This is a genomic window from Bacillus sp. TH13 (assembly GCF_016651175.1).
Lineage (GTDB): Bacteria > Bacillota > Bacilli > Bacillales > Bacillaceae_G > Bacillus_A > Bacillus_A thuringiensis_S.
The window spans coordinates 26,691-49,803 of sequence record NZ_JAEKEJ010000019.1 but is presented as its reverse complement, the minus strand read 5'-3'; the positions used below and the strand labels follow the sequence as shown (position 1 = coordinate 49,803).

Below are 23,113 nucleotides of genomic sequence, written 5' to 3'. Positions count from 1 at the left end.
CCTTTAATGATAAAATGGTAGTTATAGTTTCTGAAAATAAATTAAAAAACAGAACAAAAGTTCCGTATTATTGTGGTAAAATATGCATGTGAAGTCTTTTATACGTTCCATGCATATTTGCATATTTGCATATTTTATTTTTACATCGCTTAGAAACATTGATATAAAGCTGTTTCTTAACTTTCTCAACAATTGTCTGATAACTACACGACTGAATTTTGGGAAAAATGTGGTATTATGAAAACATTAAAATAAACGGAACGAAAAAAAGACTCACAGCGTGTACAAGAGTGTTCGCTGCACTACTTGTACCGTTCGCCCGACTCACAAGGGGAACATCTGCCATAAGTCTCTTTTCGGTTACTACACGAGTAACACTTACATTATAACATGCCGATATTACTAAATCATTACTATGGTATTAAATTCCTATTTTTAAAGTTGAGAAAAGAGCGAAGCGTCTTTGTTCCAAAAGGGAGGAACAAAAAAAGTGTGGAAGGTTTTAAATGTTCTTGAAGGGGAATTGTATGTAGCTGGTTTTAAGAAGAAGCAGTTAGCTGATTATTGGGGAGTGAAGCCTGCTACTGTGACCAAAGTTTTTAAAGGATCTAACGATATTAGTTTCGGATATCTTTCGAAGACGCTTATTTTATTAAAGAAGAGTATGTTTTCACAAGCGAAAGTTGTTACTGATTATATAATGAATACAGAACCTAAACCTGAAAATTTAAGAGAAGCTATGGAAGACTTAGCTATCAGAGGGAAATTCGATTTGTTGAAGGTAGTTATAGAACAAGAGATTAATTCTGACGTCACTGAAAATAAAGAGTTTGCTGAAGTATATGAAATTATTTATAGAAGATATCATGAAGGCTTAAAAGCTTCAGCTTATTTCAAATTATTACGCCAAAAAAACAAAAACGTTAAAACAATCGAAATGGAAGTTCTGACAGAAATCTTATTATGTCAGGCTCAATATCAATCCGGAAATTATAAAACGTTATATGAAAGACTGAAGTTGGTTGATGAAAAAATAAATGACATAACAAATAAATTTATAAAAGAATGTTTGTTGTTAAGATATAAAGAAGCTATAGCAGTAACTTCTTTACAAGGCGGAGAAGTAGTTGAGTCTCGTTCAAAGTGTCAAGAAATACTCTCTGATTTAGAATGGGATGGATACTTCTCACTTCCCAAGTTAAATGCATATTTAAAAATTGGAGAATCATTGATATTTGAACCTAAAAAATACGAAAGCGCTAAACATTATTTAGAAACGACATTGGAATTATTAGGAGAACCTTCTTGTAAAGGGTTAAAAATCAAATGGGAACTCATCCAACAAACCTTATCGTTCTTGAAAATTCATTATCAAAGAGATTTGGATACACTAGAGTTTGTACATCCAAGCGAAAATGCATACTCAAAGATACTTGAAGGTGATATTTTAGGTGCTAAAAAAATTTTATTAGACTTAAAAGAGAAAAATGGAGAATGGACAGATATCCAAACGACGTACTACGCTCTTACATGTGAAGGGGAAGAGAAGGAACATCTACTACGAAAGTCCTTATTGATGTGCCAAAAGTCTGGTAACATCCATTATTCGCAATTGCCTAAAATTTACTTGGGTTTACTATGAAAAAATGGTATAATTATCTTCGAAAGAAGAGGTGAAAGCATTGAAAAAAATATTAGCTTTATTACCAATTTTATTAGTAGCAGGGTTGTTCACTTTTTCTACTGATAACCAGCAAACAGATAACAAACAAGAGGCATCTAATCCTGTCGTTCAACGCATGATGACGGACCCAGGTGGAGGCTGGTAAAAATTACCAGTTGAGTTGTTTCTTTTAATTAAATATAAATCAAAAATGACATCGTCTTAACTGGCGGTGTCATTCGTATTTTACGGATAAATTTCCTTTTTGGGGAAAGAAGCAAAAAAGTAATTAATTCCAAAAATATACAAAAGAGGATGCAAGGGGGATTTATGATGACAAAAGAACAATTAGCAAAAGAACTAATGGTGAAGTGGTTTTTAGAGAAAAAGGGGACTAGTACTGAAGAGGTTTTAAAAGAAATCACTTCTCATACATATAAAGAAGCAAAATTAAAAGAAGCTAACTGAGCAGTTAGCTTCTTTTATGCTCTAACATTATTTTTGATTTTTAGTGAAATTCACGTACATTGCCGCTTGCTTCCAAGCGTTTTCTTGCTCCTCTTTAGGTAGATCAGCTACTAATTCCATAAATCTTCTAGCCATCTCATCAGTTGATTTGTCTTCTTCTTCAGTTAAACGTGGGTCTGATGATCTTCCTAATAAATAATCCGTCGAAACACAAAACAAATCGGCAATAGAGTTTAATACAGTCATGCTAGGTTCGATTCGGTTGTTTTCTAAATGTGAGTATGTTGCTCTTGATATGTTTAACAGGTTAGCTACATCACCTTGTGTACGCTTGCCCCTCAGTTGTTTTAGTTTTTCTCCAAAAGTCATTTTAAATTTTCCCCTCTCAGTAAATCCTTAATTACATTATAGATACAAATTTTATCACTTTAAACCCCTTTTCGTAAAAATGATAAAAAATTTATAAAATATGTTGACGATAAAAAAATTATCATTTATACTGAAGTCAACAAAGAAACGCGAGTTGAAATGGAAGGTGGTTAAATGAATAACATCTTAAGAATCGAAAGAAAAAAGATGAAATTCACGCAAAAGCAATTAGCTGAGAAGTTAGGTATATCAACGGTTTATGTTCGTAAGATTGAAAGTGGATATATACCAAGACCAGACATAATGGTTAAGTATCAGGATGTTTTTAGCATAAGTGTTAAAGAGCTTTTTCCTGATTATTTTTCGGTATTTGATGATAAAAAAATTATCATTTGAATAGAGGAGGAAACAAAATGAATCAATTACAAGTTTTCAATAATGAAGAGTTTGGACAAGTTCGAACGGTGGTAAAAGGTGAAGATGTTTGGTTTGTAGCAAAAGATGTGTGTGACGCATTAGAACATTCGCAAGTAAGTAAAGCAGTTGAAAGGTTAGATGAAGAAGAAAAGCTGATGGGAACATTATTCCTATCAGGTCAAAACAGAAAAACATGGTTAATTAATGAATCGGGTCTTTACTCACTGATTATGACAAGTCGCAAAGAAGAAGCTAAGAAATTCAAAAAGTGGGTAACAAGCGAAGTACTTCCTTCTATTAGAAAACATGGAGCATACATGACAGATCAAGTCCTGGAACAAGCGGTAACTAATCCAGACTTTGCAATCGGTCTTCTCACTAAATTAAAAGAAGAGAAAGAAAAGCTTGCAGCAGCGCAACAACAAATCGTACAGCAACAGCCGCTGGTAACATTCGCAGAAGCGTGTATGCAGTCAGAACAAACACTGAAAGTTAGTGAAGTTGCAAAGTTAGCAACAAAACAAGGGGTAAAAATTGGTCAACGTCAGTTATTCGCAAAACTTCGAGAATGGGAGTTAATGTTCAAGAATTCTACTGAACCGACTCAGCCAGCAGTTGAAAAAGGATACTTTGAAATCGCGCAAGGTGTTAAACAGAAACCAAATGGTGAAGCATTCACATGGACAACAACATACGTAACACCAAAAGGACAAGCCTACATCATAGACCGACTGAAGAAAGAGCAAGAACAGAAGGCGGTGTAAACAATGGAAGAAAGCACATTCTCACATTTAATGATCCTAGTTATATTCATCATGCTCGCAGGATTCATTCGTTTAATGGATTGGATAGATAGAAGGTATATAAAGGAGGAACAAAAATGAAAAACACATTAAACAAAATGGAAGTAGCACAAATGTTATTAGAAAGAATTAATGAATTAACTAAGGTTTGTAACGATGCAGAAACAGCATTAGTAATCAAAGATTTAGCTGAAGCTAGACGGATTCTTTTAAATGGTTAAGAGCCGAAGTGGCGACTTCGACTCTAACATAAGGGTTTTATCACATTTAATAAGAGGTTGAATTACACAAAAGTTAATTGTCGTATTTGATATTTAAAGTGATATTAATCTCTTCATTACAGTGAGGGCACTTTACAGTACCTTCTTTAGCTACAATTTCAAATTCCTTTTTACAGTTTGTACATTCTACTTGAGTTGTAGCTCCAGATTTACCTTCTTTAATAGCAGTTTCAGCTTTTTCTTTGATAGCTTTTTCAAAATCGTCCATATTGAAATTCATTTTAATCTTCATAAGAGTCCTCCTAGTTGTTAGTTAATTCAACCTCTTATGAAAATTATACCAAATTGAAAGGGTGGTAGTTATGAAGAATACTAATTTAACAGCAAAAGTTGAGATAAAAGGGTTAGAAAGACTCAAAGAATTAGTAGAGGAGTTGAATAACCTTGAATTAGAAGTTGTTGTACATGAAGTAAAACAAGAAGAGGATTGAAGCCGATGGATAAACAGCAGAAGGATAAGGAAGACAAAGCAAACATCATCAAAATGATACGCAGTTTAGGAGCTAGAGGGATACATAACAGTGCAGATAAGATTGAGGAAATGCATAAGGAGTTTATAACTCTAGCTAAATAGGACAAGCTCTTGCTTGTCGGAATATTCAGGAATTTAACGGTATCCCCCACCTAATAAACAGGTTCCTGGATATTCCGATGCGTGAAAGCATCAAAAAAGCCCGTACAGAAGCACAGGCCGGTTGATACACACATCGGTAACTAAATTTTAACAGATTATTGTGATTGTTACTATGAAAATTGAAGAAACGCCCTGTTAGGAGACAGGACGCTTCAAAGAAAGTCGCTTTGAAAAAATTATGATTTTATTGTAACACATAGGTTGTTATTGGTAAATAAGGAGGATTATGAAAATGAAAGATGGCGTAATTCTAATGTATTGCAAGGATGGAGTGCTATATCCAGTAGCATTAACAAATGAACAATACGAAATGCTCCAAATGTCATCAATGTTGTTTCAACCGTTAAAAGTTGTATTTGATAAGCCACAGGGACAAGCTGTTAATTTAATAAAACAAACAAATTAAGGAGCAAAGCCTATGTTAGATAAAAATCAATCGAAAATCGTCCTCCCTTCATGGGTATGGGAGGGCGTAAGAAATGAGAAAGAAGCGAAATTGAAGGCGAGCCAATACATTACTCCTGATCGCTATCCGGGCTACAAAATTATTGAAATACAAGGCGACATAGCGGTATGCGAAAGAGAAAGCGTCTAATGAAGAAGGTGAACTGAATGAACAACAATGTGATGAAAATCGCAAGAATAAACTTACGTGGTAATACGATGGACCAAGGTTGGTTTAAACACCTTACTTTAGATAATGGTAAGCCGTATATGGTCGCTATTACTATATTAAGTGAAATTTTTTATTGGTATAAACCAACTGAGATACAGGATGAGAAAACAAATGAAATTCGTTATAAACAAAAATTTAAGGCGGACAAGCTTCAGAAGAGTTATCAGCAGCTAGCAGATTCATTTGGCTTTACGAAACGACAAGTATTGGAAGCATGTAAATACTTGTTAAAAAAGAAATTAATCACAATTGAGTTTCGAACCATCATAGTTAACAGCACTAGGCTTAACAATGTTATGTATGTAGAACCTATAGCAGAAAATATTCAAAAAATATCCATTTTATATCAAGACCCTATCACATTAGAAAGTGATACCCTCCCACATTATAAAGAGGGAGTCTCCCACACTAAAAAGGGAGAGGCTCCCACATTAGAACGTGGGACAAATACAGAGATTACTACAGAAAATACTACAAAGATTACTACAAATAAAAAGACTTCTCGTCTCAAGTTTGAAACTTGCGACACTAATGCAGCGAAATATTTATTTGAACTGATTAAGGGTAATAATCCTAATCAAAAAGAACCTAACTTCGAGTCATGGGCAAATGAATTTAGGTTACTTCGAGAACGAGACAACAGGGAACTACAAGATATTAAAGATGTTATTGATTGGTGCCAAGCAGATCCGTTTTGGCAAGGGAATATCTTATCTCCTAAGAAACTACGCGAAAAGTTCGACCAGTTAACAATTCAAATGAAATCTAGAAAAGGAGTGAATAACAATGCAGAGAGCGATAGCGGCAGTACCAGACGCTATAGCCAAAAGGGTCAATATGACTATGGCTTCTGATACTTGTGAAAATCATAAAATGACAAAAATGAATTTTAAAGGACAAGTTGTATGTCCTCGGTGCTACCTTGAAAACGAAAGTAAAAAGCTTCAAGAACATGAACAAACAAAATGGGAAGCTGATCAAACGAATAAGCAAAAACATTTATTCCATCAACAAAGCATGATTGCCGATAGTAATATCAAAAAAGCAAACTTTGCTAACTACCAACCTACTAGCGAGGAAGGAGCGAATAACCTTGAACTTGCAAAGGTCATCGCAAAGGATTATCGCAATGGAAAGATATTTAATACGATTATGGCAGGGAATTGTGGCGCAGGGAAAACACATCTTGCTTACGCTATTGCAGAAGAACTTGCAGGAGCTGGTATACCAGTCGTGTTTGTCACTGTCGGTGAATTACTACGGAAGATTAAAAGTACGTTCAATAAAGATTCCTCCTTAACTGAGGATGAAATCATACGAACATTAGTAAAGGCAAAAGTGTTAATAGTCGATGATTTAGGAGCAGAGTTAGGCGCATTAGATGCCAATACAAAAGCAACAAACTTCATTAATAGGGTGCTATTCGATGTTTTCGATGGCAGGCAAGGTGAATCTACTATCTTTACAACAAACCTTACTGGAGAACGTTTAGAGAGCGCTTATGACGAACGAATTGTATCACGCATCTTTAACAACTTTAAAGCTCTTGTTTTCAAAGATACAAAGGATTATAGAAGAAAAGCTCTACCATTCTAAGGGGGATATGAAAATGTTATTCGGTGATGTACAAGCTCCATCCAAACCATATTGCGATATATGCGGTGCCGAAATTGATAACATCGATATTCATGAAGTGCACATTGAAGAAAAAATGATGACAGCTTGCTCAATTTGCTACGGCGATCCAACTGTTAGAAGGATTGAAACGAGAACCTTGTTTGATTTAATAAAAGCGGTGGGCAAATGTTATGGATACCGTAAGTGCATAAGAGAAGTACAACAGCAGATAGAAGCAGAAAAAACCGGAATTGAAATTGATGTGCTAGAAAAAACGGAAGGGCAATTACTGCGACAGCCAACAGGTAAAAAAGATTGAATTTTCAGATAAAGAATTACTATACATCTTCAATAAATTACGTTTAAACATTGCTGGTCATAACAATATGGCTTTTGCGGTAGCTCAGATATCAGATCATGGAATCGAAGTTGTAATTAGAAAGGATGACGATTATGTGCGCGTGTAACGGAACTGGAGTGATTCAAAACGATATAGGAATGGGAATGTATCAATTTGGGCCATGCGTTTGCGAGGCGGCGAACCAGACGCATGAAGAAGTAGATAAAAAGCGTCATGCCGTTATAGCGAGATTAATGAAAATTCATCGTATGCAGCAGAAAGAGAAAAAAGGCGATGTGGCATGAAGCAATTAACGTTAGAAGATGTCGTTGGAAGTTTTGATTATAAAGCTATTAATACATCCGAAAAGTTCTTAAATCAAAATCAGGATCAAGAACCATTAAAAGGATCTGTTTTCGATAAGAAAAAATCACATGTTAAAAACAAACCAGGGAATAAAGGATTTGTAGATGTCCGCGCTATGATTCCGAGGCAAGCTAAGAGTGCGAAAGAGCTTTCAAGCAAGGAAAAGATAGATCCTAAGTTTGATATGTTTATAGACTATGTCACGGCGATATGGCGCTATAACAGGGACGGAAATAAAGACTTTAGTTGGGATGAAGCAGAATCGCTTTTCAAAAAGCATCGAGACCAAGGAAAGTCGATAGCAATGAGAATTCTTTTAGAAGATGGATTTGAACCGCAGTTCGTCACTAAATATTTAAAGTAAATGAGGGATGGAAATGTACTTCATTATCTTGGATGAGCATTATAAAACAGCTAAGTCAAACGGTATTAGTAAAAAGAGATTGCAACAACGCGTATATCGCTATGAGTGGGATGTTGAAAGAGCTATAACACAACCGATTGGCACAAAGAAAATGGACTTTGATAGAAAGCATGGGGAATGGATGCATGTAGCTGAAAAAAATGGTATCTCACGCTATACATTCTATAGCCGATTAAAACGAGGTTGGTCCTATGAATTAGCAGCAACGAAGCCACCGGGCAAGCAAGGGAATCGCTACGATGAAAATGGTGAACTAAAAGAAATTAGCTAAATTAGGAGGGAGAAGGAAATGGCTTTAAATCGTTGGTTAACTGATGAGGAACGTGCAAGAGCAGCTGCTAACGGAATAACTAGGAATTTACTATACTATCGTGTTTTCCAAGCGGAATGGGATGTGGAAATTGCTATAACAGCTCCGCCTGGAACGGTTAAACGTAGACCGAGTGGGAAATACGCCAAATGGATTGAATTAGCTGAATCAAATGGGATAAGCAAAGGTGCTTTTTATAGCAGGTTAAAAGTAGGAATGGGATGTAAGGAAGCAGCGACGGTACCTCTGAAAAAAAGCAAAGGGTTAATGGAAGTATGGTTAGAAATAGCCAAGCCAAACGGAATTGGTTATCAAACATTTATGTCGAGAATCAACACCCGGAATTGGGATATAGAAAAGGCTGCCACAACTCCAACAATTAGGACGGGGAAAAATTGCTCGGTAATAGCTAAGGAGAAAGTACTATGAAAGATTATGCGACGGTTATTACATATGAGGATTACGAGAAGGCTGCTAAGAACGGAATTAGCAAAACAAATGTGTATCTACGGGTGAATGAGAGTGGATGGGATATAGAACGCGCTATAACGGTACCGGTTAGAAAGAAAAAAAGCAGAATCGGGATTAGCGCTGGAATAAAAACACTTGCAGAGAAAAACGGAATTAGTCATACAACTCTATATAAAAGAATTAAAAAAGGTATGAATCCTTATGAAGCAGTAACAACACCCAAAAAACATAATAAATGGGAATCGTTAATAAAAAAGGCACAGGAAAACGGTATAAGTGCAACTTCATTCTACGCAAGAATCAGTAGGGGGATGGATCCTTACAAAGCAGCAACGAAACCGAAAGTTGATCGTGAGTTTTCAAAACAATACAAAGAGTATATCGAGTTAGCTAAACAAAATGAAATCCCATATCAAACTTTTTATTTAAGGGTCCAAAATGGTACAGACCCCCATGAAGCAGCAACGAAACCGAAAGGTGTAAAAGAAAATAAGTATAAAAAATGGATTCGTATAGCACGGGAAAACGGTATAAAAGAGGATACATTTTACGGAAGACTTTATAGAGGTTGGGGCGTGGAGGATGCGGCTACTAAACCGCCACGTAAGTATAAGAAGAAACAAAATAGCTAGGAGGCAACATGGACAGGCAAGACGTTTTAATCAACAAATTAATCGATATTAACATATACAAGCTACCTGATGGGCGCGACTTATTTGAAGGAAGTTGCGAGGAACTGGCGGGGCTACTAAAAGGAGATGGAGAGAATGAGAGAAGCGATTGAAGAGTATATCGAACAGTTACAACAATCAGCAGTGAAAAACAGAAAAGAAGCTGATAAGGCTTACGATAACGAGGATTTAGGACTGGCAGGGTATTACAAAGGGCAATGGATTGCGAATGAAGGGACGGCAATTGCATTAACAACTATCTTATCTAAATACAAGGAGGAAGAACAATGAAATATACAGAGCACGGTACTTACGAGGTAACTCAACTGTTAACTGAAGCAAAGGAGAATGAAGAGAATGGCAACTAAGATCATTGTTTATACGAAAGATAACTGTCCAAATTGTAATCAAGTTAAATGGGCCCTAAACGCTGCAGGAGCGGAGTATGAAGCTAGAAATATTGACGCTGACTATGAGTACTCACTAGAACATAAGTCATATGGGTATAATTCAGTTCCTTTAACAGTGTTTCCGAGTGGTAAGAAATTAGTCGGATTCGAGTTTGGTAAATTCGAAGCAGAATTAGGAAAGTAGGAGGGATCGAATGAAGAAAGAAACGAGAATTCAACTGGAATCAGAATTAGAAAGCGTTAATTCAGATATAAGCAACATGAAACTACATTTAAATATGTTAGGGCTTGAGAAAAAGAAAACAGAAGGTAATTTAGAAGATTTACTTACACGTAAGGAACGAATTGAGAGTTCATTAAAAGGAGCGTAATGGAATGTTAAACATACAAAAGATTTTTGAAGCACAGGACAAGCTAGATCGTAAAGTTGTTGAGGTTCATGGGTTGGAAAGTAAAAACTTAACTGGTGACGTGACACAGGCATTATATACGGAGTTAGGTGAGCTAAGTAATGAGATTGGGTTCTTCAAGTATTGGAAAAAGAACAAAAAAGATGATAAGGCACGTCAGTATGATGAGTGGGCCGATTGCTTACACTTTATGGCGAGCCTTGGTAATAGGTACGGGCATAGTGATCAAGTTAATGAATTTATTACAATATTTGATATTGAAGAGGAATTTTACACTAGAACTTATAGAGAGTACGGAATATTGTTCAGAAACATTTACAGAGCAGATTTGAACGAATTCAGATTATATATGGGTGCATTACTTTCATTAATATCAATAGGTTTAAAGTTAGGTATGGAATTTGAAGACATGGAAAAGGCGTACTTTGATAAGAACCAAGTTAACTATGATCGTTTAGCAAGTGGATATTAAGACAAAATTTGAATTTTGTATAAAAACGAGGTGACCGATGTGCATTTAGATATTGCAAGATTAAAAAAGATTGGGAACTTAACAGTTAGGTTTGTAAATGAAAAAGATCAGCTAGAGATTAAGGTCCATATTAATCACCATTATTACAAGGAAGCAAATATTCAAATCGATCAGCAGCTTCTCATCGATAAGGGAGTAATTAAAAGAAGAGGAGCATTAAAACAAGCTCAGAGTTGGTTACAACGTAATAAACAATTTGTTGTGGATGTTATCAATAAACAGTTTCCGACGTTTTGGTGATTTATAACAAAAGCGTTATTTTAATCAAAAAAAGAGAGGGGAATAAATTATGAGTCACTTTGCAGTTATGGTACAAATTCCAAAAGAGAAAACTGAGGATAAACAGTATTTAGAAAAGGTGTTAGCTCCATTTGATGAAGAGAAAGAGGTAGCTCCATATATCTATAAAACTAAGAAAGAATTAATTGAAGAGTACAATCGTTCGTCAGAAGTTAACGAGAAGTCATACGAAGAGTGGCTGCAATACTGGTACAAAGATGACGGTGTAGAATTCGATGAAGAAGGAAATCATTTGAGCACATATAACCCGAATTCTAAATGGGATTGGTATGTTGTAGGCGGAAGATGGAGTAATTTATTGATCGATAAAGATGGTAATAGTTGTGATGCAGCGTATGTAGGTGAATTGGATCTACAAGCGATGAAAGATAAAAATGTCCGAGTTGCAAAGAATGATTGGAAAGCAATGCAAGAATCTCCGAATGATGTACTAAAAGTTCTTATGTATGGCGCACGTAAAGGAGAAACGGAAGCAGAGTATGTACAAAGAAACTCTAAAACGTTATCTACTTATGCAGTCGTTGATAAACAAGGTAATTGGATTGCGAAAGGTGATATGGGGTGGTTCGGAATGTCGTCGGAAACAAATGCAGAGTCAGATGATTGGGATGGAAAATTTACAGAGCGATTCATTAATCCATTAGAGGATGGCGATGTAGTAGTAATAGTAGATTGTCACATTTAATTTATAACAAAATAGTTATTTGGGAGAAAAGGGGAGCGGAAATGGAAATATACAAGGTTAGTGAAGTTGGGATATACGGTGAAGAAGTAAAACCTAAATTTTATAAATTACTAGATGATGCACAACAAGAATTTCATAAAGTCATGAAAAAGTTACAAGAAGAACTATCGGTAGTTAAAGATCTAGAGGATGTAATGAATGGTGAAAAGCCAGTTTGGATAAAAAATGGTGACGACAGCATTTTCCCAAGTGACGTGTTATATGAAGGTGTAATCAACTATTGGTACAAATGCAGTCACGAACATGATGAGTGGGATGTCGCTTTTACTACAGTCATAATCGAAAAGATAGAAGTTTTATAACAAAATTCTTATTTAGTCATAAAAAAAGAGCACACATGTAAGTATGCTCTTTAAGAAGAAAGGTAGATTTCTATGAATGGATGCCTCCATACAATAATATATGCTTGTCCAGTTAAAAGGTGAAAAGTTTTAATAAAATCTTTATTTTGAATGGAGTGAAGCCAAATGGACGGAACAGAAAAGGCTAGAGAATTTAATGAAATAGCAAAAAGCATCCACTTAACTCAAAAACAAAAGCAAGATTATGTAGATAGTTTAACAGAGAAAGAGATGCGAAATATTTTAAAAGCGGTCACGACTGTTTGGGTAAGTAAAACGGAATAAAATCGTTATTTAATTTCAAATCGAATAATATATGTAAAAATCCTAAGTGCAAAACTCCAAGTGCACTTAGGAAAACATTACTTCTAGCAAATTGTACATTACATCATATGCTTGTTTGATTAAAAGGTGAAAAGTTTCTAACAAAAACGTTATCTTGTGTGGAAGTGAGGTAAAGGTAATGGAATTGGTTTTTTGGATAATTATTGGTATTTTGTTTGGTCACATCGTGTGTATAAAGTTGGATTTAAAACGCTCAAAAGAACGTTTAGATACTTATAAGGAAATGCTGGATATACAAAACGAAAAAATTGATGACGTTTGGGAGTATGTTAAGAAACTTTAACCAAAACGCTATTTTATTAGAAAGCGAGGAAGAGTAAATGCCATTTTCAGATAATGTGTTAGATCATAGACCAAACCTTGAAAATTTAAAGAAGATCGGTAAAGAAGAGGATTATTTGTTTCAAGCGTTAGCATATATGGGAGATGCCTCTAGCAAGATGAGTTGGGCAAATACAGTGTTGGATCTTGTGGAAGAGGTTCCGGAAGAATTAAAAAAAGAAATTAAGAAAGTCCATTCGGGCATCTGGAGAATGCAAGAAAAATTAAGAGAATATAAGAAAGAGGATGATAAGTAATGGCTTTTAGAACAGAGGAAATCAAGTCATATAAAACCGTTGTAATTTGTGATGATTGCAGAAAAGAAGTACCTCTATGCACAACGAATTATCCACCTAGTTTTGACACTAAAATGAATGGTGCAATTTCTACAGGTTATACATTTAAGCAAGAAGGAAATCAATTTAAAAATTACTGTGAGGATTGTAAGTCTAAACAAAACAGTTTGTAATAAAAACTTCATTTTAATAAATAAGGAGGATGAATGATGGTTTTAGAGGCGAAGGTGAAATTTGAATTAGATGAAGAACAGAAATTACATTTTCAAAATATAAGGGAAAACGAAGGGGAACAAGAAGCGTTTTACTTTCTAGAAGAATTGATAATGAAAGGAATCGATTCAGCTGAATTTGTAGAGATGGAGTACAAGGATAACAAATAACATTTCAGTCAAATCGAAAGGGGAATGGAGAAATGATTGAACAAATGGATATTGCGGAGGGGCAGTTATCAATATTCGAAATGGATGAAACGAAAATTAAGCTGTACGAAGTCTTGGAAGCGAATGGCTACCATCACGAGATTAAGAGTTATTACTTACACAATGATTACATCGGATTGGTTAAGTACTTTTATATACGCACAACAGACAATACTATCATTGATTTATGTTTAAGTGAGTTTCCTGAGGTGTTTGCAGTATATAAATATTTTTCAGAGAAAGAGATCCAGAAGATTTATAAGGGCAAATTGTAATTCTGAATCTAATATCGGAAGGGGAATGGATATGAGGATCTCATGGAAAGAAAAAATATACGCTTTGTATAAAGGGGATGTCTTCATCTCAGAAGGGACTATTCCAGAAATTAATCAGGAAACAAACAAATCGATTGATTTCCTTAGGTTTATGACTTCTCCAGCTTATGAAAGACGTTGTGGTGATAGTACGAGAAGATTACGTTTGATCTTATTGGATGATGAAGATTAATATAAAAATTTCATTTTGTAGAAAAGGGGAATGGATATGGAAAAGTGGCCAGAAGAAAGAATCCAAGCTTATAAGCATTATGTAAATACTGATATTGAAGTTAGGAAAGGGTATCAAAATCGAATAAATGGGTTGCAAAAAGAAATTCAAGAACTTGAAGAGCACAAAGAAAGAAAAACGTTTGAAATAGAGAGTCGGTTATTTGATTTACGTGATCAGGGATGGGAACTACATTATGGAGAATGGGTAAAAACAAAATAAAAGAGCAGCTAGCAAAAGCTAACTGCCCGGCTGGTTCTCCAAGGGGGAACTGGGAGAAAGCAACTTAATGGGTTGTCTACAGTATTGACGGAATATTAAGTTTTATTCGGAAGGGACCGAAATATTTTGAGTAATTTTAACGGTGAGAAGTTAACGGAACTTCGGCATTTATTCGGAATGACTCAAGGGCAAGCTGCTGAATTGTTAAATATCGATATTAATAAGTTGATTGAGATAGAGCGATCAAGAATCATTCCATCGTTTAATCAAATACAAGTACTTTGCAAGAGGTTTCATGTTAAACCAAAGTATTTTTATAGCGAATCATTTGTAACTAGCGTGGTAAATACGAGTTATATTTCTTTTCGTTATTAATAAGGAGGTAAAGGTAAATGAAAGTGATTTGTATTGAAGATGCATATATGAATCCTGATAAAGAAAAAGGTGGGAAACATGCAGGGAAAAGAGCTTTTACAAAAGGGCAGATTTATCATGCAAGACACTACACAACGACATTCGAAGATCCATGGACATTGTTAAAAGCATTAAGGGTAACGAATGATTTTAATGAACGACACATTATAAGACGCTGTTATAAAGGTGCAGATAACACATTCTTTGAAACTCATTTTAGAAAATTAGAAAACTCAACAAAATAATCCTTTGGTAGAAAGTGAGGTTAATAGAAATAATGATTCAATTTACTATAATGACAGAACCTGTGGCCCAAGGTAGACCTAGAGCAAGCGCAGTTCACGGGAAAGTTAGAATGTATGATCCAAAGAAGTCCAGGGACTTTAAACGATATGTTAGTGCAATTGCAGCAAAGTTCGCTCCTGCAAGTTTGCTAGAAGGACCGCTACAACTTGAGGTGAAGGTGTACAAGCCTTCTCTCAAATCCTTCTCCAAGAAGAAAACATTAGCAGCAGAAGAAGGGTTACTAAGACCTACAACAAAACCTGACGTTGATAATTATGTAAAAGGAGTGAAGGATGCACTTAACAAGGTCATATGGAATGATGACAGCCAGGTAGTGGATCTAAAGGTAAGTAAATGGTATTCAGAGAAACCGCGTGTTGAAGTGTTTATAAAAGAAATTAAGGGGTGAGCGTTATAAAAAGATACGAAGGTACAAGAGAGTATATGTTGTTCCGAAAAGAACCAGGGTTTGGAGATAATCAGTGCGTTACGATATTCGATGTATTTACGTATCAGGAGTTAATGGAACATTTAAATGATGGGTGGCGATTTAGTAGTGGAATAACGAGTGGCCAAAAGACAGCTTAATGGATAGTGGAACAATGACTAACAGTGTGGTGGGGGCTGTATTGTAGTCATCGTTCCCTTATTCAACAAAGAGATAGTAAAATTTCACGTACCTTATGTGATGTTAAAAAGACAAATTCAGAAATAGGGGGATTCGAGTTTGGGACAAAGACAATTAATTGATGAAAAAGAGATTAGACCATATGTAATTGAAACACTGCAAGACTATCGCGTGCTTAAAGTGAAATATCAAAATAGACAAGAGCGTACAGCATTTGGTGTAGAACTATTATTCCCAGAGTTACGAACTAATAAAGAGGAAGAGAATCAAGATTACTTGCGATATATACAAATCAAACGAACTTTAGATGAAGCATTAGATGAAGATCAGAAATCTATACTTGAAATGAAGTATATGAATATAAAATCGCTAAATGATGATTACATTTATACTGTACTGGGACTACACAAAAGAACGTTTTACAGAAAAAGAAAGGCTGCTGTATTAAGTGTAGCTAAAGCGCTTGGAATGATTTCATAAATCTAAGAAAGTGTCACTTTTGGGCACCTTTTTAAGCACCTTTTAACAATTGAATAAACGGTACGCTATACCTACAGTTAATTGCTCCTTGAAAACAGCATAACTTAGGGGATAGCGTACTTATTCTGTAATCACAATCCGTTACAGAATAACCTCATTAACAAAACGTTACTGCAACAAAATGTATAGGTGCAGGCTGTCGGCGGTAAAAATCCGTGGTGAAGGGTGGTATGATTCCCTTTAAAGAAGAAAAAGGATTGCTGAAGATTTAAAACTAATTAAGACATATTCCAGTGTGGCGGGTGTGAGATAACTCGCATTCGTCATGCTGTTTCCATTGTGTTTAGTGATCAGCTCAGAGACCGCCATGTCCTCTGGGTTGATGGTGAACATAGTACCTCTTATTCTCTGTTAATGTTGTTCTTGAAAATGGAAATGGGGTGATGGTCCATGATTGGATGATTACGCGTTTCTAAATATTAATAGGAATACAGAGCTGCTTCATCAATTTGAACCGGGAATTAATTTAACGAATTACTCACATCTTTCGTTAGGCAAAGAGTTCCGCTCTTTGTTTGAGCCAATACGAGTAGTGCGATGGGTGCCGCTACAGGTTGTGTTGGTTCAAACAGGGGGACGGAATAAACATATTCCCTCTAGATATAATTACATTGTATAAACGAATTGGTCAGCTAAGGTCCTGCGACAACCGATGTATTGACCGACTCTACGGAGTATAAACGAGAAATAGTTTCGACTGTTTCTCACAGGATTAGCACACGTGCTTATAGATTTAATACAAACCATGGTGAAACATCTATAAGGCTAGTCCTGTGAGAAGTAGTTGAGATTAAATTCTTAGTCTTCTCCCAGTCACTGACACAGAGGGCGTGTAGCCATATTAATTGATGCGGTGGCTTGGAGAAGGATAAGAATTAGTTTTTATCCTTAATTGAATCTGTATCTCGAAATCCCCTTTCGTGAATGAGGTTTCTCCCATCCCTTTTAATATTTTTATAAGCCGTAAAAGAGCTGTCACTTCGGTGATGGCTTTTTTTGTTCTTTGTAAGCTATGGATTATCCAATATGTATGTTAGTTCTTAGTTTAGAGAGAATAAAATTCTTTGTTATATAGAAATTACACAACAACATAATAGTAAACCTCATATATTCGTGTGCCAATTTAGTCACAGTAGCAGATATGCCGGTATATGAGTAATTATGTTGTTCTGTAATCACTATATGAGGTGATAATATGAGGCTTTTTATGTGTTAGGCTAACGCGATTGATTATGATCCTACAGGATTAGTTGTTGCAGAAAGTGAAGAAAAAGCGGTGAAAAAGTATGAACAACTATTAGATGAAGATGGCGTTTGGGTCGCGTCGGTACATGCTGAAGAAATCACTGAAGTCGATGGGTATAAGATTAATTTGAACAAAATGGACATTTGGTTAGGAGGATTAGAAGTGGATTCAGTACAACAATTTATCGCGAATAATTCACATCAGTTTGGTTATATAATGCACGAAGCTGCTAAGCAGTGGGCAGAGAAATGTCCTACCGGAGCATTGACGGTCGGGCCATGTAAAGGGACTGTTGATGTATATGGTGAATATCATGAGCTACTAGAAAAATTAGAAGCTATGCAAAAAAGGAACGTTAAAAAATCATACCGTACCTGTTAATGTCACTCTAGACGAAAACAATATCACTTTATTAGCTGAAGAAGTATATAAAAGAATCAATAATGATTTGAAAACAGGAGCGTTAGGAAGACTTTATTAAACAATTAAACCAATAGCAATTATCGTAGGCGCTGCTGTGATATGGGTGGCGTCTTGTTTGTTGTTAAGGAGGAGATGAGGAAATGTTTAAAGGATTAGGAGCAGTATTTACATTAGCTATATTAGGGATTTTGATTCTGTCGTTTGGAACATGGTCAGCAATTTGGTTAGGGGTAGCTTGGATTATTAGTTTTGCATTTAAGCTGGATGTAAGTTATATGACGGTGTTTACGGTTAGTTCGATTGTGTGGGTATTAGCTGTTATTGTTAAGGGACTATTCGCTTATTTAGGTAAGAAAGCAGCAGAAAGATTTTGGGATTGATTGTTGTTAAGGAAAGATAAGCGCAAAGGTGTTGCATGTGGAAGAAGGGGTGAAGGGGATGGAAGAGGTCAAATATACAGAAGTACCTTTTGAAGTAATGCTTCAATGTGATGGGGAAATTATATGTGAGTGTTGGTTACTAAGTAACAGTATTAATCAATACGGTGTAGACCTAAGACAACCAATGCTTTTTAACGAATTTCTTAGACAGATTGGAACACATCTAACTTCAATGAACTGTCAGTCTTTGTTTAAACAAGCGAAGTGGTATGTGATAGATGATGGGATTCAAACAAAACAAACGAACACAACGAACGAAAATAGAGGAGGAAAAGATTTGAGGTATACAACTGTTATTGAAGAAGCTTTAAACTTTGGCGATGCTATGAATGCATTGATGAAAGGCAGGAAGGTAACTCGTGCTGTTTGGGGCGGTTATTGGTGCAAACAAGTTCTATTAGGCAAACAAGATACAAAACTACCTGAGTGGAGTGGACAATTCATTGTAGCTGCATTAAAAGAAGGTGGATATGCTCCTGCTCAACCGTATCAAGCTGATATGTTTGCAAATGACTGGATGGTGGTTGAATAATGACATTTGGACGAGCGATAGTAGCATTAGTAGAAGGTAAAAGAGTAAAGCGTGAAGGTTGGAATGGAAAAGACATGCATCTTTACCTTATAAAAGGAAACGAACTATCACGAGGATTAGGATATGGTTACGGTGAGTATAATGGAGAGCCTAAATTTGTTGATACGATTGCAATGAAAACTGCACAAAATGAAATTGTAGTCGGATGGCTCGCATCACAAACAGATATGTTAGCGAATGATTGGATGATTTTAAACTAAAACTGAACAAAAGTATAGATAGTTAACAAAGTGAAGTTTATGCAGGAAATAACGGTGATTAGGTGCTGAAAATGGCGTTTTCAAGCCAATGTATAAAATAATGAATACCTATTATTCATTGGAAAGAAAGAAAACACTGATACTAAGGTATTTCCCGTCTATCTTATTTACATAATGCATCTTATCGGCAGTCATTCTGTGTATATTATTCATTTCCCTGCATAAATTAGTTTTCGTTATGGATTTTTTAAAATATGATTCTTTTGAGGTGATTTCGTGCTGATCTATACAGTTATGATGTGGGACCATGCTGATACGGATATTATGTTAGCTACCGCAGACAGAGGAGAAGGGTGAAGTACTGATTGAAATGATAAATAGTGAAGGTGAATACTTTGCTGATGGCGGAATAGAAAGATATCTGGAAAAAGGACAACAGTTGTTTAAAGAGATAGTTGAACAATTACAGTAGCTAATAAGCTGATTTTTTATTTTATAAAGAAAAAAGCCCTATCCGGGGCTAGATGATTTTCTTCATGCCGCAATGACGGCATTCTCTTAAGAAGATGAAATTTTTAATGGAACTTTTGAATGTGGAATTGCCGCAATTATCACAGCGACCACTGATTTTATCAGGATGCTCTTCGTATGTGTATATTTTGTTTAAATCGTATTTTTGTTCATGTTCTTTATTTTCCATTCGTTTCACCTGCATATCAATCTGAATTAAAATAATTTAATCATAATTACATGAAGTGTTCACGTAGTGGATGCTTTTTATTTTACAAAAAGAACCTGCAAACCTGCAGATTCTCCTGATAATGATTTATGGAGCAAGACCCGAAAATATAATACAATAATTCGAAAATGAGTTCAAGTAAATAAAAAGAACCCGCTGGAGTTCGGGTTCTTTCAGAAGTGATGATGTATTCTCGGCTTAGGAACTGAGAAAATACAAAAATATAATACATTGAGTTTTAGAGAATTTCAAGACTAAATTAGATTTATTTCGGAGGAGGATGAAGGATGGATAATCAAATTCTTAAAATGAGGGTCGATCAATTAGAAAAAAACGTTAGCGATCTACAAAGAGATAATGAAGGTCTGAAACAAACGGTACTTAATGTTGCTACAAGCTTGGAGGCATTAAGTCGAAAGGTTAGTATGTTAGAGGAAACATTAGCAACGAAAACTGATATAACTCATGTTAAACAATTAATTAAACAATCTGAAGTGGTTAAAAAGATTAACGAAAGCGAACCGTTTGGAATGGATTGTAAAGTTAGTATCAACTTAGATGGAAAGGTTACGGCGGAATCTATAGTTGAACATACAGCTGATTCAATCAAATGTGGCGTAATTAAAGGGAGTGAGATAAATGAAACTAGATAAACAAGAACAAACAGTTATTGTCGGTCATTTAATCAACAATGTTATTGGAATGGAATTAGTTAAACAACACATTGATCCGCAGAAATTAGAGAAGGCTGTAGCTTTACATAATGAGATCAATGATGATATGACACCAAAACAGTGTCGAGAGGCTCTTATTAGTACGCTGAATAAATCAATTGATGAGTTCTTAAACCAATAGCAATAAAAAAGGAAAAGTAACTCGTATTGGGGACGAATTACTTTTCCGGATGACAATGTTAACTTTATTATAACAACTTGGACATATTTATAAAAGATTAATTTGAATATTCCGTAAAATAAATTAGGGATTACCGCGAGGTGGTGAATATGGCTAGGCAACGAAGCCCAGATCGTGATAAAGCATTTGAAATATACAAAGCAAGTAAAGGTGAGAAACCACTAATTGATATTGCAGCTGAATTGAACCTCAAGCCTTCGCAAATCAGAAAGTGGAAATCACAAGATAAATGGGATGAGCAAATGAATGGTAACGTTACTATTGCCAAAAGGAGCGTTACTAATGTTCAGAATCCCAAGACGAAAGAAAAATTAAAAGAGATTTTAGAGGATGAAGAACTGACCGAAAAGGAACGCCTCTTTTGTTTATATTTCGTGAAATACTTCAATGGTACACAAGCTGCGTTGAAGGCTGGATATTCCAAAGATGGAGCTCACGTGCAAGCAAGTCGATTGCTAAGACGCGAGCGAGTTTCTTCCTATATAAAAGAGCTTAAAGGTGAGTTAGTGGAAAATGTATTTGTAGAAGCAATGGACGTGTTGAAAGAGTATATTAAGATTGCTTTTGCTGATATTACAAACTATGTGACGTTTGGTCAAAGAGAAGTTGAATTAGAACCATTAGAAAAAACATCAGTAGATGAAGAAGGAAATAAAGTGACGGAGTTTATTACTGAAACACGAATGATGAACTTTGTTGATTTAGCTGAGTCTGATATGGTGGATGGTTCAATAATTACTGAAGTGAAGCAGGGGCGTGATGGTATTTCCATTAAACTTGCTGACAAAATGAAGGCTCTGGATAAGCTATCTCAGTACTTCGACTTAGTTCCTGACAACTTTAAAAAGCAAATTGAGGAAGAGCGCCACAAAATGAACAAAGAAATGCAAAAGGTACAGATTGAGAAAGTCAAAGCTGATACTGAATTTGCTAAAATACGTGCTGCTAAACTTAAAGGTCAGCAGAAAGATACTTCACTACTCGATGCATTAATAGAAGGGCGTAAACAATATGAGCAAAACAGCGATTAAGTTTTCCCCTAAACAGTTGGAAGTCATCTATAGACCATATAATTACACTTTTGATGTATTGGAAGGTACACCACGTTCTGGGAAAACAACAGCAGGGCATTTTCGCTATGCTGATTATTTGTCGTGGACCAGAGATACAAATCATTTAATTGTTGCTTATAACCAGGAGCAAGCGCAGCGTTTATTTATAGATGGTGACGGCACTGGATTACAACATATATTCGGCAATCTAGCAGAGATTAAGCACAACGAATTAGGGTCGCACCTTGAAATACACACGCCAAACGGAGTTAAACGCGTTTATTATAAAGGCGGCGGGAAAAGTAACAGTGTCGGCGCCATAACGGGTATGTCACTTGGAAGTGTAGTCTTTTGTGAGATCAACCTATTAAACATGGGTATGATTCAAGAGTGCTTCCGTCGTACATTTGCTGCTCAGGACCGTTATCACTTAGCAGACTTAAACCCTCCTGCTCCTAACCATCCTGTTATATCGGAAGTATTCGACGTTCAAAACACACGTTGGACTCATTGGACTCCTAATGATAACCCGATATTATCAGAAAAACGTAAGCAGGAAATACATGAGGTTCTCTCTAAGAATCCGTATCTATTGGAACGAGATTGGTATGGTAAACGAGTAATGCCTCAAGGTGTTATCTACAGCATGTTTGATATGGATAAAAACATCCAACATGTTGTTTTAGGTAATCGATACGAAATGTTCTTTACTGCTGACGGTGGACAAAGTGATGCTACGAGCTGCAGCTGCTACATTGTATCGAGATTCCAAAATAAATTCAGATTGTTCCGTGTCGCTAACTATTATCATAGTGGAGCAGAAACAGGACAAGTTAAAGCGATGTCTGTATACGCAAAAGAAATCAAAAAGTTTATAAATTGGTGTGTAAAACGCTTTGAGATGCGATATACAGAAGTGCAAGTCGATCCTGCGTGTAAGTCTTTACGTGAAGAACTACACCTAATAGGGATTGATACAGTCGGGGCAGATAACAACGCACATGATGTTACTGGCACAGCTAAAGGATTGGAAGTTGGTATCGAAAGGCTCCAAAACTTGATGACGAACGAGCAGTTCTTCCTTATGGAGTGTGAAGAATACGATCATTACCACTTTCTGAAAGAAATCGGCATGTATGTACGTCAAGATAACGGCACGCCTATTGATAATTACAACCATACACTTGACGAAACACGCTACGCTGGCAACCATTTCTACAAGAACTATGTAAAGTAGGT

General features: G+C 35.7%; 50 protein-coding genes and 1 pseudogene. 48 read left to right on the top strand and 3 right to left on the bottom strand.

All coding sequences use genetic code 11. From position 1 onward, the window contains the following. Positions 1-490: 490 nt before the first annotated feature. From JFU02_RS04705 to JFU02_RS32410, 3 genes are all read left to right on the top strand, one after another. On the top strand, positions 491-1,642 hold the full coding sequence (locus JFU02_RS04705; protein WP_201070142.1) for an AimR family lysis-lysogeny pheromone receptor: 1,152 nt from the start codon (positions 491-493) through the stop codon (positions 1,640-1,642). 40 nt (positions 1,643-1,682) lie between these two features. Beyond that, on the top strand, positions 1,683-1,829 hold the full coding sequence (locus JFU02_RS04700; RefSeq protein ID WP_201070139.1) for a complement C1q protein: 147 nt from the start codon (positions 1,683-1,685) through the stop codon (positions 1,827-1,829). Between the two features lie 167 nt (positions 1,830-1,996). Next, positions 1,997-2,131: a hypothetical protein gene (locus JFU02_RS32410; RefSeq protein ID WP_098257705.1), complete on the top strand. Its 135-nt coding sequence runs from the start codon at positions 1,997-1,999 to the stop codon at positions 2,129-2,131. A 27-nt stretch (positions 2,132-2,158) separates the two neighbouring features. Here the strand turns inward: JFU02_RS32410 and JFU02_RS04695 are convergent, their stop codons facing one another. Beyond that, complete coding sequence (locus tag JFU02_RS04695) at positions 2,159-2,500, bottom strand: helix-turn-helix domain-containing protein (protein WP_201070137.1); 342 nt, start codon at positions 2,498-2,500, stop codon at positions 2,159-2,161. A 174-nt stretch (positions 2,501-2,674) separates the two neighbouring features. On the opposite strand from JFU02_RS04695, the gene JFU02_RS04690 reads away from it, so the two are divergent. The 3 genes from JFU02_RS04690 to JFU02_RS04680 all read left to right on the top strand — a co-directional run bounded on the left by JFU02_RS04690 (position 2,675) and on the right by JFU02_RS04680 (position 3,941). Further along, the gene (locus JFU02_RS04690; RefSeq protein WP_201070134.1) at positions 2,675-2,896 is read left to right on the top strand and encodes a helix-turn-helix transcriptional regulator; all 222 of its coding nucleotides are present in this window, start codon (positions 2,675-2,677) and stop codon (positions 2,894-2,896) included. A 17-nt stretch (positions 2,897-2,913) separates the two neighbouring features. After that, the gene (locus tag JFU02_RS04685) at positions 2,914-3,681 is read left to right on the top strand and encodes a phage antirepressor (protein WP_201070131.1); all 768 of its coding nucleotides are present in this window, start codon (positions 2,914-2,916) and stop codon (positions 3,679-3,681) included. 116 nt (positions 3,682-3,797) lie between these two features. After that, positions 3,798-3,941: a hypothetical protein gene (locus tag JFU02_RS04680; protein ID WP_201070128.1), complete on the top strand. Its 144-nt coding sequence runs from the start codon at positions 3,798-3,800 to the stop codon at positions 3,939-3,941. 73 nt (positions 3,942-4,014) lie between these two features. On the opposite strand, the gene JFU02_RS04675 is transcribed toward JFU02_RS04680, so the two are convergent. After that, positions 4,015-4,233: a hypothetical protein gene (locus JFU02_RS04675; protein WP_201070126.1), complete on the bottom strand. Its 219-nt coding sequence runs from the start codon at positions 4,231-4,233 to the stop codon at positions 4,015-4,017. Positions 4,234-4,303: 70 nt separating this feature from the next. Here JFU02_RS04675 and JFU02_RS32405 point away from each other — a divergent pair, with 70 nt between their 5' ends. The 38 genes and pseudogenes from JFU02_RS32405 (at position 4,304) to JFU02_RS32565 (ending at position 19,640) form a co-directional block, all read left to right on the top strand. Further along, positions 4,304-4,432, top strand: a complete 129-nt coding sequence (locus JFU02_RS32405) for a hypothetical protein (RefSeq protein WP_276571042.1) — start codon at positions 4,304-4,306, stop codon at positions 4,430-4,432. A 5-nt stretch (positions 4,433-4,437) separates the two neighbouring features. Then, positions 4,438-4,575 (top strand): hypothetical protein, encoded by a 138-nt coding sequence (locus tag JFU02_RS04670; protein ID WP_201070125.1) that lies wholly within the window; start codon positions 4,438-4,440, stop codon positions 4,573-4,575. Between the two features lie 292 nt (positions 4,576-4,867). After that, positions 4,868-5,041: a hypothetical protein gene (locus tag JFU02_RS04665; RefSeq protein ID WP_201070123.1), complete on the top strand. Its 174-nt coding sequence runs from the start codon at positions 4,868-4,870 to the stop codon at positions 5,039-5,041. A gap of 12 nt (positions 5,042-5,053) precedes the next feature. Next, positions 5,054-5,230, top strand: coding sequence for a hypothetical protein (locus JFU02_RS04660; RefSeq protein ID WP_000884750.1), 177 nt, complete (start codon positions 5,054-5,056; stop codon positions 5,228-5,230). Between the two features lie 17 nt (positions 5,231-5,247). Continuing rightward, the gene (locus JFU02_RS04655; protein ID WP_201070112.1) at positions 5,248-6,165 is read left to right on the top strand and encodes a DNA replication protein DnaD; all 918 of its coding nucleotides are present in this window, start codon (positions 5,248-5,250) and stop codon (positions 6,163-6,165) included. After that, complete coding sequence (locus JFU02_RS04650; RefSeq protein ID WP_098603054.1) at positions 6,149-6,907, top strand: ATP-binding protein; 759 nt, start codon at positions 6,149-6,151, stop codon at positions 6,905-6,907. Before JFU02_RS04655 ends, JFU02_RS04650 begins: the two co-directional genes overlap by 17 nt. A gap of 13 nt (positions 6,908-6,920) precedes the next feature. Next, positions 6,921-7,247: a hypothetical protein gene (locus JFU02_RS04645; RefSeq protein WP_242488059.1), complete on the top strand. Its 327-nt coding sequence runs from the start codon at positions 6,921-6,923 to the stop codon at positions 7,245-7,247. A gap of 134 nt (positions 7,248-7,381) precedes the next feature. After that, positions 7,382-7,573 carry a hypothetical protein gene (locus JFU02_RS04640; protein WP_201070110.1) on the top strand — a complete coding sequence of 64 codons (192 nt, stop codon included), beginning with the start codon at positions 7,382-7,384 and terminating at the stop codon, positions 7,571-7,573. Further along, the gene (locus JFU02_RS04635; RefSeq protein ID WP_098774350.1) at positions 7,570-7,998 is read left to right on the top strand and encodes a cell division protein SepF; all 429 of its coding nucleotides are present in this window, start codon (positions 7,570-7,572) and stop codon (positions 7,996-7,998) included. Before JFU02_RS04640 ends, JFU02_RS04635 begins: the two co-directional genes overlap by 4 nt. A 13-nt stretch (positions 7,999-8,011) precedes the next feature. Continuing rightward, entirely contained in the window at positions 8,012-8,329 is a 318-nt protein-coding gene (locus tag JFU02_RS04630; RefSeq protein ID WP_201070108.1) for a hypothetical protein, read from the top strand. 18 nt (positions 8,330-8,347) lie between these two features. Beyond that, entirely contained in the window at positions 8,348-8,797 is a 450-nt protein-coding gene (locus JFU02_RS04625) for a nucleoside permease (protein ID WP_201070106.1), read from the top strand. Then, positions 8,794-9,471: a hypothetical protein gene (locus JFU02_RS32570; RefSeq protein ID WP_346656156.1), complete on the top strand. Its 678-nt coding sequence runs from the start codon at positions 8,794-8,796 to the stop codon at positions 9,469-9,471. Before JFU02_RS04625 ends, JFU02_RS32570 begins: the two co-directional genes overlap by 4 nt. 8 nt (positions 9,472-9,479) lie before the next feature. Next, entirely contained in the window at positions 9,480-9,623 is a 144-nt protein-coding gene (locus JFU02_RS04615) for a Fur-regulated basic protein FbpA (RefSeq protein WP_201070104.1), read from the top strand. After that, the gene (locus JFU02_RS04610; RefSeq protein ID WP_201070101.1) at positions 9,607-9,801 is read left to right on the top strand and encodes a hypothetical protein; all 195 of its coding nucleotides are present in this window, start codon (positions 9,607-9,609) and stop codon (positions 9,799-9,801) included. The genes JFU02_RS04615 and JFU02_RS04610 overlap by 17 nt, the downstream gene beginning before the upstream one ends. A 66-nt stretch (positions 9,802-9,867) precedes the next feature. After that, on the top strand, positions 9,868-10,104 hold the full coding sequence (locus tag JFU02_RS04605) for a glutaredoxin family protein (RefSeq protein WP_201070098.1): 237 nt from the start codon (positions 9,868-9,870) through the stop codon (positions 10,102-10,104). A 10-nt stretch (positions 10,105-10,114) separates the two neighbouring features. Next, positions 10,115-10,291, top strand: coding sequence for a hypothetical protein (locus tag JFU02_RS04600; protein ID WP_176527235.1), 177 nt, complete (start codon positions 10,115-10,117; stop codon positions 10,289-10,291). Positions 10,292-10,295: 4 nt separating this feature from the next. Next, the gene (locus JFU02_RS04595; protein ID WP_201070095.1) at positions 10,296-10,802 is read left to right on the top strand and encodes a dUTP diphosphatase; all 507 of its coding nucleotides are present in this window, start codon (positions 10,296-10,298) and stop codon (positions 10,800-10,802) included. A 39-nt stretch (positions 10,803-10,841) separates the two neighbouring features. Further along, positions 10,842-11,102 carry a hypothetical protein gene (locus JFU02_RS04590; protein ID WP_201070087.1) on the top strand — a complete coding sequence of 87 codons (261 nt, stop codon included), beginning with the start codon at positions 10,842-10,844 and terminating at the stop codon, positions 11,100-11,102. A 49-nt stretch (positions 11,103-11,151) separates the two neighbouring features. Further along, positions 11,152-11,847, top strand: a complete 696-nt coding sequence (locus JFU02_RS04585; protein WP_098639549.1) for a hypothetical protein — start codon at positions 11,152-11,154, stop codon at positions 11,845-11,847. A 41-nt stretch (positions 11,848-11,888) separates the two neighbouring features. Beyond that, positions 11,889-12,209, top strand: a complete 321-nt coding sequence (locus JFU02_RS04580; RefSeq protein WP_201070083.1) for a hypothetical protein — start codon at positions 11,889-11,891, stop codon at positions 12,207-12,209. Between the two features lie 165 nt (positions 12,210-12,374). Continuing rightward, positions 12,375-12,533: a hypothetical protein gene (locus tag JFU02_RS04575; RefSeq protein WP_201070080.1), complete on the top strand. Its 159-nt coding sequence runs from the start codon at positions 12,375-12,377 to the stop codon at positions 12,531-12,533. 178 nt (positions 12,534-12,711) lie between these two features. Further along, positions 12,712-12,876, top strand: a complete 165-nt coding sequence (locus JFU02_RS04570; protein ID WP_201070077.1) for a hypothetical protein — start codon at positions 12,712-12,714, stop codon at positions 12,874-12,876. A 37-nt stretch (positions 12,877-12,913) separates the two neighbouring features. Beyond that, positions 12,914-13,171 (top strand): hypothetical protein, encoded by a 258-nt coding sequence (locus tag JFU02_RS04565; RefSeq protein ID WP_201070074.1) that lies wholly within the window; start codon positions 12,914-12,916, stop codon positions 13,169-13,171. Continuing rightward, a complete protein-coding gene (locus tag JFU02_RS04560) occupies positions 13,171-13,383 on the top strand; it encodes a hypothetical protein (protein WP_201070072.1) in 213 nt (70 codons plus the stop codon). The genes JFU02_RS04565 and JFU02_RS04560 overlap by 1 nt, the downstream gene beginning before the upstream one ends. A 33-nt stretch (positions 13,384-13,416) precedes the next feature. After that, positions 13,417-13,593 (top strand): hypothetical protein, encoded by a 177-nt coding sequence (locus JFU02_RS04555; RefSeq protein WP_178389853.1) that lies wholly within the window; start codon positions 13,417-13,419, stop codon positions 13,591-13,593. Between the two features lie 32 nt (positions 13,594-13,625). Then, positions 13,626-13,907, top strand: a complete 282-nt coding sequence (locus tag JFU02_RS04550) for a hypothetical protein (RefSeq protein WP_201070070.1) — start codon at positions 13,626-13,628, stop codon at positions 13,905-13,907. A 31-nt stretch (positions 13,908-13,938) separates the two neighbouring features. Further along, complete coding sequence (locus JFU02_RS04545) at positions 13,939-14,139, top strand: hypothetical protein (protein WP_080497311.1); 201 nt, start codon at positions 13,939-13,941, stop codon at positions 14,137-14,139. A gap of 36 nt (positions 14,140-14,175) precedes the next feature. Continuing rightward, entirely contained in the window at positions 14,176-14,400 is a 225-nt protein-coding gene (locus tag JFU02_RS04540; RefSeq protein WP_201070068.1) for a hypothetical protein, read from the top strand. A 126-nt stretch (positions 14,401-14,526) separates the two neighbouring features. After that, positions 14,527-14,775 (top strand): helix-turn-helix domain-containing protein, encoded by a 249-nt coding sequence (locus JFU02_RS04535; RefSeq protein ID WP_201070066.1) that lies wholly within the window; start codon positions 14,527-14,529, stop codon positions 14,773-14,775. A gap of 17 nt (positions 14,776-14,792) precedes the next feature. Continuing rightward, positions 14,793-15,059 carry a hypothetical protein gene (locus JFU02_RS04530; RefSeq protein WP_201070064.1) on the top strand — a complete coding sequence of 89 codons (267 nt, stop codon included), beginning with the start codon at positions 14,793-14,795 and terminating at the stop codon, positions 15,057-15,059. A 32-nt stretch (positions 15,060-15,091) separates the two neighbouring features. Further along, positions 15,092-15,508, top strand: a complete 417-nt coding sequence (locus JFU02_RS04525) for a RusA family crossover junction endodeoxyribonuclease (RefSeq protein WP_201070062.1) — start codon at positions 15,092-15,094, stop codon at positions 15,506-15,508. Continuing rightward, positions 15,505-15,687: a hypothetical protein gene (locus JFU02_RS04520; protein WP_201070172.1), complete on the top strand. Its 183-nt coding sequence runs from the start codon at positions 15,505-15,507 to the stop codon at positions 15,685-15,687. The genes JFU02_RS04525 and JFU02_RS04520 overlap by 4 nt, the downstream gene beginning before the upstream one ends. Before the next feature lie 139 nt (positions 15,688-15,826). Beyond that, positions 15,827-16,207, top strand: a complete 381-nt coding sequence (locus JFU02_RS04515; RefSeq protein ID WP_201070060.1) for an ArpU family phage packaging/lysis transcriptional regulator — start codon at positions 15,827-15,829, stop codon at positions 16,205-16,207. A 1,336-nt stretch (positions 16,208-17,543) separates the two neighbouring features. Continuing rightward, a complete protein-coding gene (locus JFU02_RS04510; RefSeq protein ID WP_242488058.1) occupies positions 17,544-17,894 on the top strand; it encodes a hypothetical protein in 351 nt (116 codons plus the stop codon). A gap of 182 nt (positions 17,895-18,076) precedes the next feature. Next, positions 18,077-18,316 carry a hypothetical protein gene (locus JFU02_RS04505; RefSeq protein ID WP_201070057.1) on the top strand — a complete coding sequence of 80 codons (240 nt, stop codon included), beginning with the start codon at positions 18,077-18,079 and terminating at the stop codon, positions 18,314-18,316. Between the two features lie 58 nt (positions 18,317-18,374). After that, positions 18,375-18,908, top strand: a complete 534-nt coding sequence (locus JFU02_RS32015) for a Thoeris anti-defense Tad2 family protein (RefSeq protein ID WP_242488057.1) — start codon at positions 18,375-18,377, stop codon at positions 18,906-18,908. After that, positions 18,908-19,168 (top strand): DUF2829 domain-containing protein, encoded by a 261-nt coding sequence (locus tag JFU02_RS04495; RefSeq protein ID WP_201070053.1) that lies wholly within the window; start codon positions 18,908-18,910, stop codon positions 19,166-19,168. The genes JFU02_RS32015 and JFU02_RS04495 overlap by 1 nt, the downstream gene beginning before the upstream one ends. 276 nt (positions 19,169-19,444) lie before the next feature. Continuing rightward, positions 19,445-19,640 (top strand): annotated as a pseudogene (locus JFU02_RS32565) (hypothetical protein). A gap of 48 nt (positions 19,641-19,688) precedes the next feature. Here the strand turns inward: JFU02_RS32565 and JFU02_RS32010 are convergent. Continuing rightward, entirely contained in the window at positions 19,689-19,868 is a 180-nt protein-coding gene (locus JFU02_RS32010; RefSeq protein WP_242488056.1) for a DUF8096 family protein, read from the bottom strand. Positions 19,869-20,194: 326 nt separating this feature from the next. Between JFU02_RS32010 and JFU02_RS04490 the strand changes: the two genes are divergently transcribed. The 4 genes from JFU02_RS04490 (at position 20,195) to JFU02_RS04475 (ending at position 23,111) form a co-directional block, all read left to right on the top strand. Further along, positions 20,195-20,560 (top strand): hypothetical protein, encoded by a 366-nt coding sequence (locus JFU02_RS04490; protein ID WP_201070050.1) that lies wholly within the window; start codon positions 20,195-20,197, stop codon positions 20,558-20,560. Further along, positions 20,547-20,762 (top strand): hypothetical protein, encoded by a 216-nt coding sequence (locus JFU02_RS04485; RefSeq protein ID WP_201070047.1) that lies wholly within the window; start codon positions 20,547-20,549, stop codon positions 20,760-20,762. Before JFU02_RS04490 ends, JFU02_RS04485 begins: the two co-directional genes overlap by 14 nt. Positions 20,763-20,911: 149 nt before the next feature. Continuing rightward, positions 20,912-21,853 carry a terminase small subunit gene (locus JFU02_RS04480; RefSeq protein ID WP_201070045.1) on the top strand — a complete coding sequence of 314 codons (942 nt, stop codon included), beginning with the start codon at positions 20,912-20,914 and terminating at the stop codon, positions 21,851-21,853. Further along, the gene (locus JFU02_RS04475) at positions 21,834-23,111 is read left to right on the top strand and encodes a PBSX family phage terminase large subunit (RefSeq protein ID WP_201070041.1); all 1,278 of its coding nucleotides are present in this window, start codon (positions 21,834-21,836) and stop codon (positions 23,109-23,111) included. Before JFU02_RS04480 ends, JFU02_RS04475 begins: the two co-directional genes overlap by 20 nt. Positions 23,112-23,113 lie beyond the last annotated feature (2 nt).